Source organism: Bacteroidia bacterium, assembly GCA_016218155.1.
Lineage (GTDB): Bacteria > Bacteroidota > Bacteroidia > Bacteroidales > GWA2-32-17 > GWA2-32-17.
The window spans coordinates 55,770-70,204 of record JACREQ010000034.1 but is presented as its reverse complement, the minus strand read 5'-3'; the positions used below and the strand labels follow the sequence as shown (position 1 = coordinate 70,204).

13 protein-coding genes are annotated in these 14,435 nt (G+C 32.0%); 8 read left to right on the top strand and 5 right to left on the bottom strand.

What is annotated here, in order from left to right; genetic code table 11:
* Positions 1 to 12: 12 nt before the first annotated feature.
* Both HY951_06075 and HY951_06070 read left to right on the top strand, forming a co-directional pair.
* Positions 13 to 2,022: a tetratricopeptide repeat protein gene (locus HY951_06075; GenBank protein ID MBI5539607.1), complete on the top strand. Its 2,010-nt coding sequence runs from the start codon at positions 13 to 15 to the stop codon at positions 2,020 to 2,022.
* Between the two features lie 21 nt (positions 2,023 to 2,043).
* On the top strand, positions 2,044 to 2,955 hold the full coding sequence (locus HY951_06070) for a T9SS type A sorting domain-containing protein (GenBank protein MBI5539606.1): 912 nt from the start codon (positions 2,044 to 2,046) through the stop codon (positions 2,953 to 2,955).
* Positions 2,956 to 3,215: 260 nt separating this feature from the next.
* On the opposite strand, the gene HY951_06065 is transcribed toward HY951_06070, so the two are convergent.
* Positions 3,216 to 3,590: a DUF1987 domain-containing protein gene (locus HY951_06065; protein ID MBI5539605.1), complete on the bottom strand. Its 375-nt coding sequence runs from the start codon at positions 3,588 to 3,590 to the stop codon at positions 3,216 to 3,218.
* A 1-nt stretch (position 3,591) separates the two neighbouring features.
* Positions 3,592 to 4,719, bottom strand: a complete 1,128-nt coding sequence (locus HY951_06060; protein MBI5539604.1) for a hypothetical protein — start codon at positions 4,717 to 4,719, stop codon at positions 3,592 to 3,594.
* A gap of 207 nt (positions 4,720 to 4,926) precedes the next feature.
* Between HY951_06060 and HY951_06055 the strand changes: the two genes are divergently transcribed.
* Positions 4,927 to 5,157 (top strand): hypothetical protein, encoded by a 231-nt coding sequence (locus tag HY951_06055; protein ID MBI5539603.1) that lies wholly within the window; start codon positions 4,927 to 4,929, stop codon positions 5,155 to 5,157.
* 5 nt (positions 5,158 to 5,162) lie between these two features.
* Here the strand turns inward: HY951_06055 and HY951_06050 are convergent, their stop codons facing one another.
* From HY951_06050 to HY951_06040, 3 genes are all read right to left on the bottom strand, one after another.
* Positions 5,163 to 6,392: an ABC transporter permease gene (locus HY951_06050; protein MBI5539602.1), complete on the bottom strand. Its 1,230-nt coding sequence runs from the start codon at positions 6,390 to 6,392 to the stop codon at positions 5,163 to 5,165.
* A 67-nt stretch (positions 6,393 to 6,459) separates the two neighbouring features.
* Positions 6,460 to 7,713, bottom strand: coding sequence for a cystathionine gamma-synthase family protein (locus tag HY951_06045; protein MBI5539601.1), 1,254 nt, complete (start codon positions 7,711 to 7,713; stop codon positions 6,460 to 6,462).
* 93 nt (positions 7,714 to 7,806) lie between these two features.
* Positions 7,807 to 8,160, bottom strand: a complete 354-nt coding sequence (locus HY951_06040; protein MBI5539600.1) for a nitrous oxide-stimulated promoter family protein — start codon at positions 8,158 to 8,160, stop codon at positions 7,807 to 7,809.
* A gap of 98 nt (positions 8,161 to 8,258) precedes the next feature.
* On the opposite strand from HY951_06040, the gene HY951_06035 reads away from it, so the two are divergent.
* The 5 genes from HY951_06035 to HY951_06015 all read left to right on the top strand — a co-directional run bounded on the left by HY951_06035 (position 8,259) and on the right by HY951_06015 (position 14,424).
* Positions 8,259 to 9,959 (top strand): M2 family metallopeptidase, encoded by a 1,701-nt coding sequence (locus HY951_06035; protein MBI5539599.1) that lies wholly within the window; start codon positions 8,259 to 8,261, stop codon positions 9,957 to 9,959.
* 628 nt (positions 9,960 to 10,587) lie between these two features.
* Positions 10,588 to 11,388 (top strand): ParA family protein, encoded by an 801-nt coding sequence (locus HY951_06030; GenBank protein MBI5539598.1) that lies wholly within the window; start codon positions 10,588 to 10,590, stop codon positions 11,386 to 11,388.
* Between the two features lie 2 nt (positions 11,389 to 11,390).
* Complete coding sequence (locus tag HY951_06025) at positions 11,391 to 12,254, top strand: ParB/RepB/Spo0J family partition protein (GenBank protein MBI5539597.1); 864 nt, start codon at positions 11,391 to 11,393, stop codon at positions 12,252 to 12,254.
* Complete coding sequence (locus HY951_06020) at positions 12,251 to 12,856, top strand: hypothetical protein (protein ID MBI5539596.1); 606 nt, start codon at positions 12,251 to 12,253, stop codon at positions 12,854 to 12,856. The genes HY951_06025 and HY951_06020 overlap by 4 nt, the downstream gene beginning before the upstream one ends.
* Positions 12,857 to 12,885: 29 nt before the next feature.
* Entirely contained in the window at positions 12,886 to 14,424 is a 1,539-nt protein-coding gene (locus tag HY951_06015; GenBank protein ID MBI5539595.1) for a transglycosylase SLT domain-containing protein, read from the top strand.
* The last annotated feature ends 11 nt before the right edge of the window (positions 14,425 to 14,435 follow it).

Below are 14,435 nucleotides of genomic sequence, written 5' to 3'. Positions count from 1 at the left end.
TTAATTCAGACAATGATAAAATTTAGATTATTATTTATTTTTTTCATTCTGCTAAACACATCTCTGCAAAAAGCATTTGCTGAAGAAAGTATCGATTCTTTAATAATTAGCTTACCCGAAAACGCCTCGGATTCTGTTAAGGCTGAGTATTATATAAAAGCAGGTACAAGTTCAAAAGGCAATACACCAAAAGTAGCTTATGAGTTAGCTTTAAAGGCACTTAAATTAGCCGAAAAAACAAATATTCCCACTCTTTATATTGATGCCCAAAATCTTATAGGATCAATAAAAAACGATTTAGGAGAGTTTACATACGCATTGGAAAGCCATGTTAAAGCTCTTGAAAAATCAGAATTAATAAAAGATAATTACCGCCTTTCAGCATCACTAAATTATATTGGTAATGTTTACATTTCTCAAAATTTGCCAGCCCAGGCTATAAACTATTTCGAACAATCTTTAAAAATAGCCGAAAACAGCAACACAAAAAATCAGATTCTAAATAACCTTTACAGACTGGGATTGATATATGAGTCGCTTGACAGTTTACAGATTTCATATAAATATTACAAGCGCAGCCTGTTACTTGAGGAAGAAACTAAAAACAAAGAAGGAATATTTTATAGCCTACTTGGAATTGGTTCGGTAAGTACAAAACGACAAAATTATTATCAGGCATTTATAATCTACAACAGAGCATTAAAAATCGCAGAAGAACTAAATGTACTTGCATATGTTTCTCTTTGTTATTCGCATTTAGGTGATTTGTTACGAGAGCAGAAAGAATATGTAAGAGCACGAAATTACTATTTAAAAGCATTAAGTATTGCCGATTCACTTGAGTTTAAAAAAGACAGACGTGATTGCTATAAAAACCTTGCAGTTACAAATGAAAATCTGCAGTTTTATAACGATGCTTACTATTATCTTGGAAGATATATTGAAATTAACGACACTCTTTTTAATCAGGAAACAAATGAACAGAATTTACGAATGCAGATAAGATTCGATTTGCGAACCAAAGAAAAAGAGATTGAACTTTTAAAACAAAAAGACGAAAAGAGAAAGATTACTATTACACTTCTGATTATTGGTTTTATTCCTATAATGATTGTTGTTTTCTTATTTTTTTACTTATACAAAGTAAAACAACGAAGTAACAAATTACTAAAAGAACAGAATTCCGAGATAGAACAACAAAAAGAAGAAATTAGTACCAATTTGGAACAACTTGCAATAATAAACAACGAAATGTTTGCTAAAAACCAGCAAATTACAGACAGTATTATTTATGCAAGTACAATTCAGGAAACAATACTGCCACATGCAAATGTATTTAAAAATTATTTTAAAGAATCTTTTATTTTCTTTAAACCAAGGGATATTGTTAGCGGCGATTTTTACTGGATAAATTACAGAAAAGCTAAAGTATATATTGCATTAGCCGATTGTACCGGACATGGCGTGGCAGGGGCGTTTATGAGCATGATTGGCTATACATTATTAAACGGTATAATAGAAGAAATTTCGGATCCCTCTCCTGCTTCTATACTCGAAAAGCTTAACGAGAAAATACTTGCATCTTTACATCAACGAGATGTCCACCATGATGATGGTATGGATATAGCAATATGTTCGTACGACATGAAGAGCCACTCTATTGAATTTGCAGGTGCAAATCAAAATATTGCGGTTGCAAAAAACAATGTTATTACTATTTATCAAGGCGATATTTATTCAATAGGTGGAACATTTGGAAACAAAGAAAATCACAGTTTTACAAATAACAATATTCACATAGATAGCGACTCAACAGTTTACTTATACTCTGACGGATATCAGGATCAGTTTGGAGAATTAGCAAACCAAAAATTTATGTCGACACAATTTATTGCAATGCTCGAAAATATTTGTAAACTTCCGCTTAAAGAACAACTTGAAATTGTTGATTCTAAATTTGAGGCATGGAAAGGAAAACAAAAACAAACAGATGATGTACTCGTAATTGGATTGAGGTTTTAAGGTTCCATTAAATATTTGGCTATGAAAAAGATCTTTCTACTTTTAATTGGACTTGCATTTTTTACATTTAAAAACAATGCACAAACGATTTCAGATATCGACGGAAACGTTTACAATACAGTTGTTATAAATAATAGAATTTGGATGCAAGAAAATCTTAAGGTTACTAAATATCGTGATGGTACAATCATTCCAAATGTAACTATAAATAGCTCATGGGCAAATCTTTCTACAGGTGCTTATTGCGATTATAACAATGTTCCTACAAATTCTATTTCTTATGGCAGGCTTTATAACTGGTATACTGTTAACGATATTCATGGTATTTGTCCAGATGGCTGGTATGTGCCTACTGATGAGGATTGGGGATCCTTACTAAGTTTCCTTGGAGGTGATTCTTTTAGTGGTGGATTATTGAAGGAAACCGGAACAGTTCATTGGACAAGTCCAAATACTGGTGCAACAAATGCATCGGGGTTTACTGCATTACCGGCTGGTACGCGTTATATTGATGGTGTTTTTGGACTAATAGGAAGTCAGGGTCGCTTTTGGAGTAGTACAGAATACAATATTACACAAGCATGGTGGCTGATATTAACAAATTCAAGTGCTGCATCTAATAAAAGTTATAATGTAAAAACATATGGGGTTTCTATCCGATGTATTAAAGATACAGCTACTAACGTAAATGAAATTATTAATAAAAACCGCATAAACATCCATCCAAATCCATTTAATGATAATTTGCAAATTGACTTTGCTGAAAGTATTTATAATATCCAGATTTTTAACATAACCGGAGAATGCATTTTGCAAAAAGAACTGAATAACAATACAAATATCATTGAAACTGGAGCTATAAAAGCAGGATATTATTTGTTAAGAATAACCACAACTAATGGAATTGTAAATTTTCCAATAGTAAAATATTAAGCATACAGCAATAACACTATGCCTAACACTGAGTACAGGTAACATTAACAATGAAAGATTTAGTGGTCTTCACTAATAAACTTAAAATAATGTAACTTCTTCTTATTTACATTTATTTAAATAGCGAAATAACAACTTAATTGTTTGTCATTTTTTGATAATTCTTTATCTACCGCTGCGAACGTTCAGAATGACAAATCATATCGAACTCATGATAACATAAATAAAACACTTTTATTAAAGCGAAATAAAATGAATTCCTAATACTCAATAAAACTAAAATTCAAATCAATTAACTTAGAAAATCTGGTTCCGGAAGAAAGCATATCTGAATCTTCTTTTTTATAATGCCAGTTTATTGCTACATTTTGTTTTTTTGCAATTTTTTCAAGAACAAGTAATATTTTTGCAATTTGTTTTGCAGATGCTGTATTAAAATATTCAAGTGTAAAATCAAATACTGTAATATCTAAAGGCGACTCAGAATAATCATTTAACCATTTTAAAACAGGCTCATAAAAACCTATAGCATTTTCGGGAAGTGAACGTGAAGAGATTTGGAATACTTTATTTGTCGCATCAAGAACGACCTTTGGAGTATCTTCCTTTGGTTCAATAATTAATGCTTCTAACATATTATTCCGTAGTTATTACGGTTTGTAATGAAAAGAAACAACATTCATCCGATACTTCTGAAAAACTAAAGGATAATGGGTTTCCACTCTTAATTCTTAAATCAATAATTCCTAAACCTGCCTTTTTAGAAGTATCTATTTCAAAATCAAAAAGACATTTATTAAAATAATGATCGAGTTCGTCCTGTGTTAAGGAATTTACCTTCTCAAGTTTTTCTTTAAGTTCGTCTGATTTGCCTTTGTCTACAAAATTTCCTGTAGTAATTGTGTAGAAACCTTTATGTTCGCCCAGAATAAAAATACCCGGAACCCCAACAATTTTTGATTCAGGTGCAAAACCATGTTTAACAATATTCTGAAGCATTTCCACAACAATATAGAATACTTTCTTTTTATGGCTTATAGTACCTGTCATCTGCCCTTCTAAAGAACCTAACAAAACCATTAAACTTTCCTGATTAAACGGTCCGTTAGAAACTAAAAGTATATTCTCGGTATTAAGTGTATTATGAATATTGATAATATTATTAAGGCTCTCTTCTTTATTTTCAAATCCACCTTCAAGATCCTCTAATGAAGGAATTGTATGCAAATAGAAAAAAGAAGAATCCTCTTTAACAGGTCTGAATTGATAAAGTAACTTATTGCCCGACTTTCTTGCCATATCAATTAAACCTAATCCTGCTCCACCTTTAGATGATAAAGAGCCGTCTTCCAAAACCATTTTATAATAGTTTTTTAATTCGTCTTTTTCTAGACTATTAATGGTTTCTATAAGGTTTTTGATATAATCAATATTATCATTCATTACCATATTACCTGTGGTAATAAAATATTTATCTTCCTGTTTCTGAATTACAAATAATCCATTACTGTCAGGCAAATCGTTTTTTGCATCATCCTGATGTCTGGTAATGTTTTGCAAACATTCCACCAAAATGCTGTAAACGCGTTTTTTAATTTTTGAAGAATGCTCTTCCTTTTCGAGCTTGTTTTCAGTTAGAGCTAAAATATTATCAGTAATCTCCTGAGTAAATCTTCCTCTGTACACATAACCAAGATTATCCCTCTGCATGGCTTTAAATAAAGTCAAAACAAAATTCAGAAAATCTTTGTTACCGCTCTGCATATTTAATTTTTCAACCAATAAAAATACTACTTTAATACAATTTTGCAAAAAACTATTAAAAATTGTGCAAATGTAATAGAATTATTTAATTCGTTACAATTTAATATTTATATATTTAACCGTTTAGATTATTAGTAAAAAATAAATTTATTTTAAAATATTAAAATCCGCATTGCTATTCTCGATATAAAGGCATAATTTTGATTTATGAAAAAAATAACTATACTTTTTATTCTTCTTTCAGCTATTATTATTGCTGTAAGTTCTTGTTCAGTAAACAGATCAGCTTCCATGCCAGCACCTTCAAATAAAAAAATGGCAGAACCTGCACCTGCGCCATCTGTAAAAACCGAAGCCTCGCCAAATAAAAGTGAGCCTGTTCCGGGTGCCGAAATTTTAATTGAACAGGATAATAATCAGACTCCTCCTAAAAAATAATTTTTTTATTCGTGTCGTAAAGCGTTTATTGGATCTAAACGCGAAGCTTTTATTGCAGGAATTAATCCTGAGACTAATCCCACTATAAAGCACAGTACTACTCCAAAAAGTATCCATATCCATGGGACAACAAACGGACCATCAGTTAAAAGCGAAATTAAGTTTCCTGCAATAATTCCAAAAATAATTCCAAATACGCCACCAAGCTGCCCAATAAAAATTGCTTCGAAAAGAAACTGCTGTTTTATAACTGATGAATTTGCTCCAAGTGCTTTTCTTGTTCCTATTTCCTTTGTTCGTTCAGTTACTGAAACCAACATAATATTCATTAAACCAATTGAAGCTCCAAGCAATGTTATTATTCCTATTAAAGTAGCCGCAATTGTAACGTAGCTAATGTTTTCCATTAACATATTGGCAAGGCTGTCGCTTTTTGAGATCTCAAAATTATTTGGTTCGTTAAGCTTAAGTCTTCGCACCATTCTGAAAATACCTTCGGCCTCACTTATAGAAATATCAAGAAGTGAAGATTTAAGAGGAATAATATTAATTGTAAAATTTTGCCCCTCGGAAGAAAAATTTTGCCGCGAATTCATTAGAGGAATAAAACAAATTTTATCGCCTGCCCCTCCCATACTTGAACCTTTTGATTTTATTGTACCTACAACTTTATACCTGCTTCCACCAAGCATCATAAACTGACCAACTGGATCAACCTTTTTTCCAAAAAGATTATTAACTATTTCCTGTCCAATAACAATTGAAAAAGTTCCCTGTTGAACTTCAGTTGGCGAAAAATTTCTTCCTTTTTCAATCTCATAACCCGATACAGAAAAATAATTTTCATCTATTCCAAAAACCGCAATATTAGGATTTGTTTTTTTTGAAAGATATTTTGCGGTCGCAACGCTAGAGGCTCTTGTAGAAATAGAAACCGTTGCAGGAAAACTGAACCTTTTCTTAAAACTTATAGCCTCCCTATAATCAATATCTTTGTATTCAACCCTGTCTTCTCCTGGTTGGTGACCCATCATTTTCCAACTGGTTATGCGAAAAGTATTAGCACCAAGACTTGTAAAATTTGAATTAAGTGAACTTTTAATTGATTCTATGGCTGTTAAAATTCCAACTAAAGCCATAATTCCAAAGGCTATAATTAAAATAGTAAGAACAGTTCGTAATCTATTTGACTTAATACTGTCAATAGCAATTCGAAAGTTTTCGCGAAATAAAATATTTGCCTTTAATTTTGCCATTTAGCATTACAAAGGTAAATAATGATTCAAGTATTTGTACAATATTTTATAAAGCTACAGCTAATGCCTGATCTATATCCCAGATAATATCGTTATAATTCTCAACACCAATTGATAAACGAACAAGTTTTTCTGTTATTGAAAGTTCTTTTTTGCTTTGTTCATCTACATCGGCATGAGTCATTGTTGCTGGATGCTCTGCTAAACTCTCGGTACTACCAAGGCTTACAGCAAGTTTCATAAGTTTAAGTGAATTCAGAAATTTGAAAGCTTCTTTTTCGCCACCTTTAATATCAAATGAAATCATTGCCCCATTTGATAAGCACTGACGTTTAAGAATTTCATATTGTAACCCATCTGATTCTTTTATATTTCCTAAATAATACACCTTTTCAACTTTTGGATGATTATTTAAAAACTCTGCAACCTTTACTGCGTTTGCTGCCTGAATATCCATTCTTGCTTTAAGAGTTTCAAGACTTCTAAGTAATAACCAGCCAGTCCATGGACCTGCCATATTTCCTAAAAATGTACGTAATCCTTTTACTCTTTTTATTAATCCAAACGAACCTAAACAAGCGCCGGCAATAACATCACTATGACCACCAATATATTTAGTACAAGAATAAAGAACTAAATCGGCTCCATGTTTTAATGGGTGTTGCCATAGTGGTCCCATATAAGTATTGTCAACTGCCAACAAAACTTCGTTTTCTTCAGTCGAAAAATGTTTTGCAATTTCTTTACTTCCCTGAATATCTATTAAATCATTTGTAGGATTAGCAGGTGTTTCAATAAAAATAAGTTTTAGCTTATCTGCTTTTCCTGTTGATTCTACTAATTTTATTAAATCTTCTTTTGTTTGTCCTACCATAAAACCTACAGTATGAATACCGTATGCGGGAAGAATTTTTTTAATAAAATGATCGGTACCGCCATAAAGTGGCGAACTATATAATAACAAATCACCTGGTTTTAAAAATTCCAATAAAACGGTTGTTATTGCAGACATCCCACTTTCAAAAACTGCACATTCATCAGCCTCATCCCAAAGCGTTAAACGGTTCTCCAGAATTTCTAAATCGGGATTATTTAATCTGCTGTATATTAATCCCATTTCCTCACCAGGATTTGCTTCACGTATTCCATAAGCAACTTCAAAAAATGCTTTTCCTTCTTCAGCATTTTTAAATACAAATGTTGAAGTCTGAAAAATCGGACTTTTTATTGCACCCTCTGACAAACAAGGTTTGTAACCATAAGACATCATTAAACTCTCGGGACGTAATTTCTTTTCCATAAAATATTTAGTTAACTACAAGCTTTAATGCTTTGTATAATGCGATAAAGGTAAAGTTTAATTTGAAAAAAAAAACTGTTGAAAAATCATATACTAACTCGATTTTTTACTCAGATCAGGTTTTGTATTTGTATATTTTCTTTTATCAATTAAGTGCATAACTCCAAGATAAGGATGATGCAACATCATTCTCGGACCAGAGTACCTCATAATTTCTTTTATCCTGTTTCTCATTTCTTTTGCATAGCAATGAATAGTACACATATTGCAAACAGGTTTTTGTTGTCCGAATACACACCTGTCAATTTTTTGCAATGCATAAGTTAACAACGGTCTACACTCTTCGCATAAACCATTGTGCAAACCATGATGATGTTTGCAATACATTTTAATCATCACCTCAATGGTTTCCCTCTCGCGTTTTAACCTGCCAATATCGCTTGCCATTATGTTGTAAAATTATAAAGAAAATATTCTATTTCGCTTTTCAATTCAAAACCTTTTATCAACTTTGTGAAAAGTGTAAACCTTAATGAATTATTTTTATGAAAAAACATTCCGGCATTTATTTTTTTGCATTAATCTGCCTGTTTGCAACAAGTTGCAATAATCAGGTACAACAAAACAACACCGAAGTTATGAATAAAGAATACGACTCACTTGTAAAAGTATTTGAGGGAAAAATTATTCCCTTGTATAAAGAAATGACCATTGCATACTGGGATGCATCCATTTCTGGAAAAGATGAAGATTACAAAAGATCTATGGATGCCGAAATTGCTGCTAATCAAATAATGGCAGACAGTTCAATGTTTGCATCATTCAAAAAAATTAAAGAATCAGGTTTAATTACAGATTCTATTAAAAAACGTGAACTAGAAATGATTTATAACGGAATGCTTACAAAACAAATTGACAGCTCATTAATGAAACAAATGGTTGAGCTTTCAAATCAGATTGAGAAGAAATTCTCGACTTTCCGTGCAGAAATTAATGGTAAAAAAGTTACCGATAACGAAATTGAAGATATTCTTTCAGTAAGCACTGACAATAAGAAACTTGAAACCGCCTGGGTTTCTGTAAAAAAACTAGGACCTGTAGTTGCCGGTGATATTATTCAATTGGTAAAACTTCGTAACGAAGTAGCAAAATCTTTAGGGTTTAACAATTATCACGAAATGAAATTAACTCTCGATGATCAGAATCCTAAGGAAGTTGAGCAACTTTTTCTTGAACTTGATAATCTTACAAGCAAATCATTTGCAACTCTTAAAGATGAAATTGATACTTATTTAGCAAACAGACTAAAAATTAAAAAAGAGGAATTAAGACCCTGGCATTATCAAAATCGCTTTTTTCAGGAAGCTCCCAAAATTTACAATGTTGATTTAGATAGCTATTATAAAGACAAAGATATTGTTGCTATAACAAAAGACTATTTTGGTGGAATAAATATGGATATTAGCAGTATTATTGAAAAATCTGATCTTTTTGAAAAAGAAGGAAAAATGCAACATGCATATTGTACAGATATTGATAACGAAGGTGATGTTCGTGTACTTTGTAATGTAAAATCAAATCAAAAGTGGATGGGCACAATGCTTCATGAATATGGACATGCCTCATATGATAAATATATTGACCCAAGCTTACCATTCTTTTTACGCGAACCAGCACATACTTTTACAACAGAAGCAATTGCAATGATTATGGGACGTCTAGCCTCTAACGCAACATGGATGCAATCTATGCTAAAAATTAACGATGATGAAAAACAAAAAATTGCCGACGAGAGTTTTAAAATGCTTCGTTTAGAACAGCTTGTTTTTAGTCGCTGGGCTCAGGTTATGTATAATTTTGAAAAGAAAATGTACGAAAACCCAGACCAGGATTTAAATAAATTATGGTGGGATTTAGTTGAAAAATATCAAATGATGAAACGTCCTGAAGGCAGAAATGAACCGGATTGGGCAACAAAAACACATATTGCAACTTCACCTTGTTATTATCACAATTATTTATTAGGCGAATTGTTAGCTTCACAATTAAACAATTATGTTGTTACTAACATTATAAAAGGAAATGATTTCAAAAACCCATCTTATGTAAACAATAAAGAAATTGGCAATTATTTTATAGAGAAGGTTTTTAAACCGGGTCGTAAATACTACTGGAATGACATGATTGAAAAAGCAACCGGCGAAAAACTAACTGCAAAATATTATGCAAAACAATTTGTAGATTAATATTATTTTAAACTCTTTTTTAAAAAACCCAAACAAATTTGTTTGGGTTTTTTAATGAATACTATTATCATTCAGAACGCCCGCCACTGTTGTCCGGTTAATATGTGTACTTCTGGACTAGTATTTATGGAACCCCTACAAGGTTCTTTCAAATTGTTGGATACTCTTGTTTTACAATATTTAATGCCACTTCGAAAAGCTCAACACATGCCTACAGGCATATCATCGTAGATGATACATTATTGTAAAAACAATCAATTATAATAAGACATTAAAACTTTGTAGATGTTTCATTATTTTAACTGACAATAGTGAATGTCCGCTGCGGCGGACATAGTGAAATGAATCACTCTTTTCACCGAGATAACCTTAAAACGAATTCATACCAATTCACCTCCGTCTGATTTATCGATTCTCCAGAAATGGCAAAATGTTAAATTTTCATTAGACCATCCCTGTTCAAAACTGCAAAAAACAGATATATTGCTATATTTCTATTAGTTACACAAAAACTTATTAACAAAGCCTTTAATTTTGTTGATAAACAAAGAGAGAAAAGACAAGCACAGTTGGCAATTTCCGATTATTTTTGTAGCCTTAAAATTTCATATAAATATCTAAAATATAAATGGGAAAAATTATTTCACTGGCTAACCAAAAAGGCGGCGTGGGAAAAACCACAACAGCTATCAATCTCGCAGCAAGTCTGGCAGTTTTAGAATGTAAGGTTCTTATAGTTGATGCCGATCCTCAGGCAAATGCCACATCTGGTACCGGATTCGATGTAAAGAACATTAAAACAAGCATCTACGAATGTATTATAGACGACATTCATCCTAAAAATATTATTTTAGAAACCGAAATAAAAGGACTACATCTTTTACCATCACATATTGATTTGGTTGGAGCAGAAATTGAAATGCTTAACCTTCCTAATCGTGAGAAAATGATGAAAATGGTACTTGAAAAAGTAAAAAATGATTACGACTTTATTTTTATAGATTGCTCTCCATCTTTAGGTTTAATTACGGTAAATGCTTTAACAGCTGCCGATTCAGTAATAATACCTGTACAATGCGAATATTATGCATTGGAAGGGCTTGGAAAACTGTTAAATACAATTAATATTATAAGAAGTCGTTTAAATCCCGAATTAGAAATCGAAGGATTTTTGCCAACAATGTATGACTCAAGATTAAACTTATCAAATCAGGTTTACGACGAAGTAAAAAAACACTTCCAAACTATGGTATTTGATTCTATAATACCAAGAAACGTAAAACTAGGAGAATCTCCAAGTTATGGTAAACCTGTCTTGTTGTATGATGCAAACTCATCAGGAGCAGTAAGCTATTTAAACCTTGCTCGCGAACTCCTTCAAAAAAACGAACTAACAAAAATTAAGAACTCAGAAAAAATTCTAGAATAAACATGAACGTTAAAAAAAGTGTATTGGGGCGTGGACTAGAAGCCTTAATTCAGGATGCAAACACACAAAGAAAAGATTTTGATGGTATTAATAAAATCCAGATATCAAAAATTGAAGCAAATCCTTTTCAGCCAAGAACTCATTTTGATGAGGAATTATTAATAGAACTTGCCGAATCAATTAAAGAATTAGGAATTATTCAACCCGTTACAGTCAGAAAAATTGCTGATAATAAATACCAGCTTATTTCCGGCGAACGCAGATTAAGAGCTTCAAAGATTGCAGGCTTAGAAGAAATTCCGGCATTTGTTCGTGAAGCAGATGATAACGGAATGCTTGAAATGGCATTGGTTGAAAACATTCAGCGTGAAGACCTTGATGCAATTGAAGTCGCTGTTAGCTATAACCGTTTAATTGACGAATGTAAGCTGACTCAGGAAAAATTAAGTGAACGCGTAGGAAAACAACGTTCAACAATAACAAATTATTTAAGATTACTTAAACTTCCTCCCGAAATTCAGTTGGGTTTACGCCAGCGCAAAATTAGTATGGGACATGCCCGTGCTCTTATTAACGTTGAAGATAACGAAACCCAGATAATGATTTTTCATCAGATATTAAGATACGACTTTTCTGTTCGCAAGGTAGAAGATGTTGTTCGTGAATTATCAGCAGTTAACGAAAAAAATGTAACACCACGCACTAAATTAACAGCCGAACTTAAACAACTTCGCGAAAAAGTCAGCAAACAACTTAAATGTAAAGTTGACATGAGAAAAACTGCTGATGGTAACGGAAAAATTATATTATCATTCCAGAACGAAAAAGAATTTCAGAAATTAATAAATCACCTTACAAAAGAATGAAGTTAACAAATAACTCTTTTTCTTTTTTTTCATTCAATAACATTCCTGCTAAAGGAATGTTTTTTGTTTTAATTATCATTTTGATTTTAACGCCACAACTGTCTAAATCTCAAACCTTAACTAATAATTCCGACTCATCGGTAAAAAAACACAGTCCACGATTAGCTACATTGTTATCAACTGCAGTTCCTGGTTTGGGACAGGCCTATAACAAAAAATACTGGAAAATTCCGATAATTTATGCCGGTCTTGGTTATCTTGGGTATATGGCAAACAGAGACAATAAATTATATAAAGAGTTTAAAACTTCATATCTCACATTATACAACTCGGGTAACAGAGATAGCACTCTTTATCTATATGATGTTGAATATACTCTTAATGGATTAGAATCAGGAAAAAACTATTACAGACGTTATCGCGATTTATTTGTAATTTTTACTGCAGGTTTATACCTAATGAATATAGTTGACGCAAACGTTGATGCACATTTATTTGATTTTGACATAAGTGATGATATAAGTCTGAGGGTTGTTCCATCGGCTATTGATGGTGGTTTTGCCGGTCCGGTAACAGGGTTTAGAATAAGTTTAAGATTTTGATTTGAAATTTAATTAACAATATATAAAAGATGAAGTATCTTGTAAATTTTATCTCCTTTGTATTTTTATTTTCGTTTTCGTCTTTTGCACAGAATGGTAATGATGACTCAACATTTGTTAGCCCTGAATTAGACTTTCAGGATTTCTCAAGAAACCTTGACAGCATGCTTTCTTTATGGTATGTTCAGGGATCAATTAACCCAACTGGTAACGGCAATAACTTTAATGTAACAAATGACACAGTTACTGTTCCATATTATTCAGATGAAATGTATATGGAACGTCTTGCCCGAATGAACACTTATTTTGAAATGACCTACAATGAAACTGTTAGAAAATATATCGAATTCTACTCTCTTAAAAGAAGGAGACAGGTTGAAGTAATGTTAGGTCTCTCTGAATATTATTTTCCAATCTTTGAACAGGCATTAGACAAATACGGATTACCATTGGAATTAAAATTTCTTCCAATTATCGAATCGGCATTAAATCCAAGAGCAATAAGTCGTGCAGGCGCATCAGGATTATGGCAGTTTATGTATACAACCGGAAAAATTTATAAATTAAATGTCAGTTCATTTGTTGATGAACGACAAGACCCTGCTAAGGCTTCTGATGCAGCAGCAAGATATCTTAAAGATTTGTATGACATTTACCACGATTGGCAACTTGTTATAGCAGCGTACAATTGCGGTCCTGGTAATGTAAACAAAGCTATTAAAAGAACCGGAAAAACAACTTACTGGGGAATTTATGACAGACTTCCACGCGAAACAAGAGGATATGTTCCTGCTTTTATTGGTGCTGCATTTACAATGAGTAATTATAGAGAACTAAAACTTGTTCCAAGAAAAATTGAAATGCCAACAGCTACAGATACTATACACATAAACCAGGAGCTTCATTTATTACAGGTTTCAGAAGTATTACAAATACCTATCGAAAAAATCCGTCAGTTAAATCCTCAGTATAAAAAAGATATTATCCCTGCTAATTTTGAAACATTTCCTTTAATGTTACCTTCTGATTACATAACACAATTTATAACTTTAAAAGATTCTATTTTTACCTATAAAGATTCTGTTTTCTTTAGCTCAGTTAGACCAAATCAGTATGGTTTTCAGGGCAATAATAACAAATCAACAAATTCTAATGGCGATGTAAGATTAACCTATACAGTAAAATCAGGTGACAGCTTTGGAGTTATTGCAAATAAATTTCATGTAACTACTGCCGACATTAAATCATGGAATAACATTAAAAAAAACAGATTAATTGCCGGTCAGAAATTAAGCATTTATGTTCCCGAAGGTAGTGCCGACAAATATAAAAAATATCAGAACGAGAAAGCAAAAACCGAAAATAAAACTCAAACTGTAACAAATAACACCGATAATGTGGTTAAGGGCGATTACGTATATTATACAGTAAAATCGGGAGACAATTTTTATACTATTTCAAAAAAATACACTGGAGTTACAGCCGAAGAGATAATGAAAATAAATGGTATCACAAATGCCAGAAGCCTTAAAATAGGGCAAAAATTAAAAATTAAGAAGAAAGAATAAATAAATTTTGC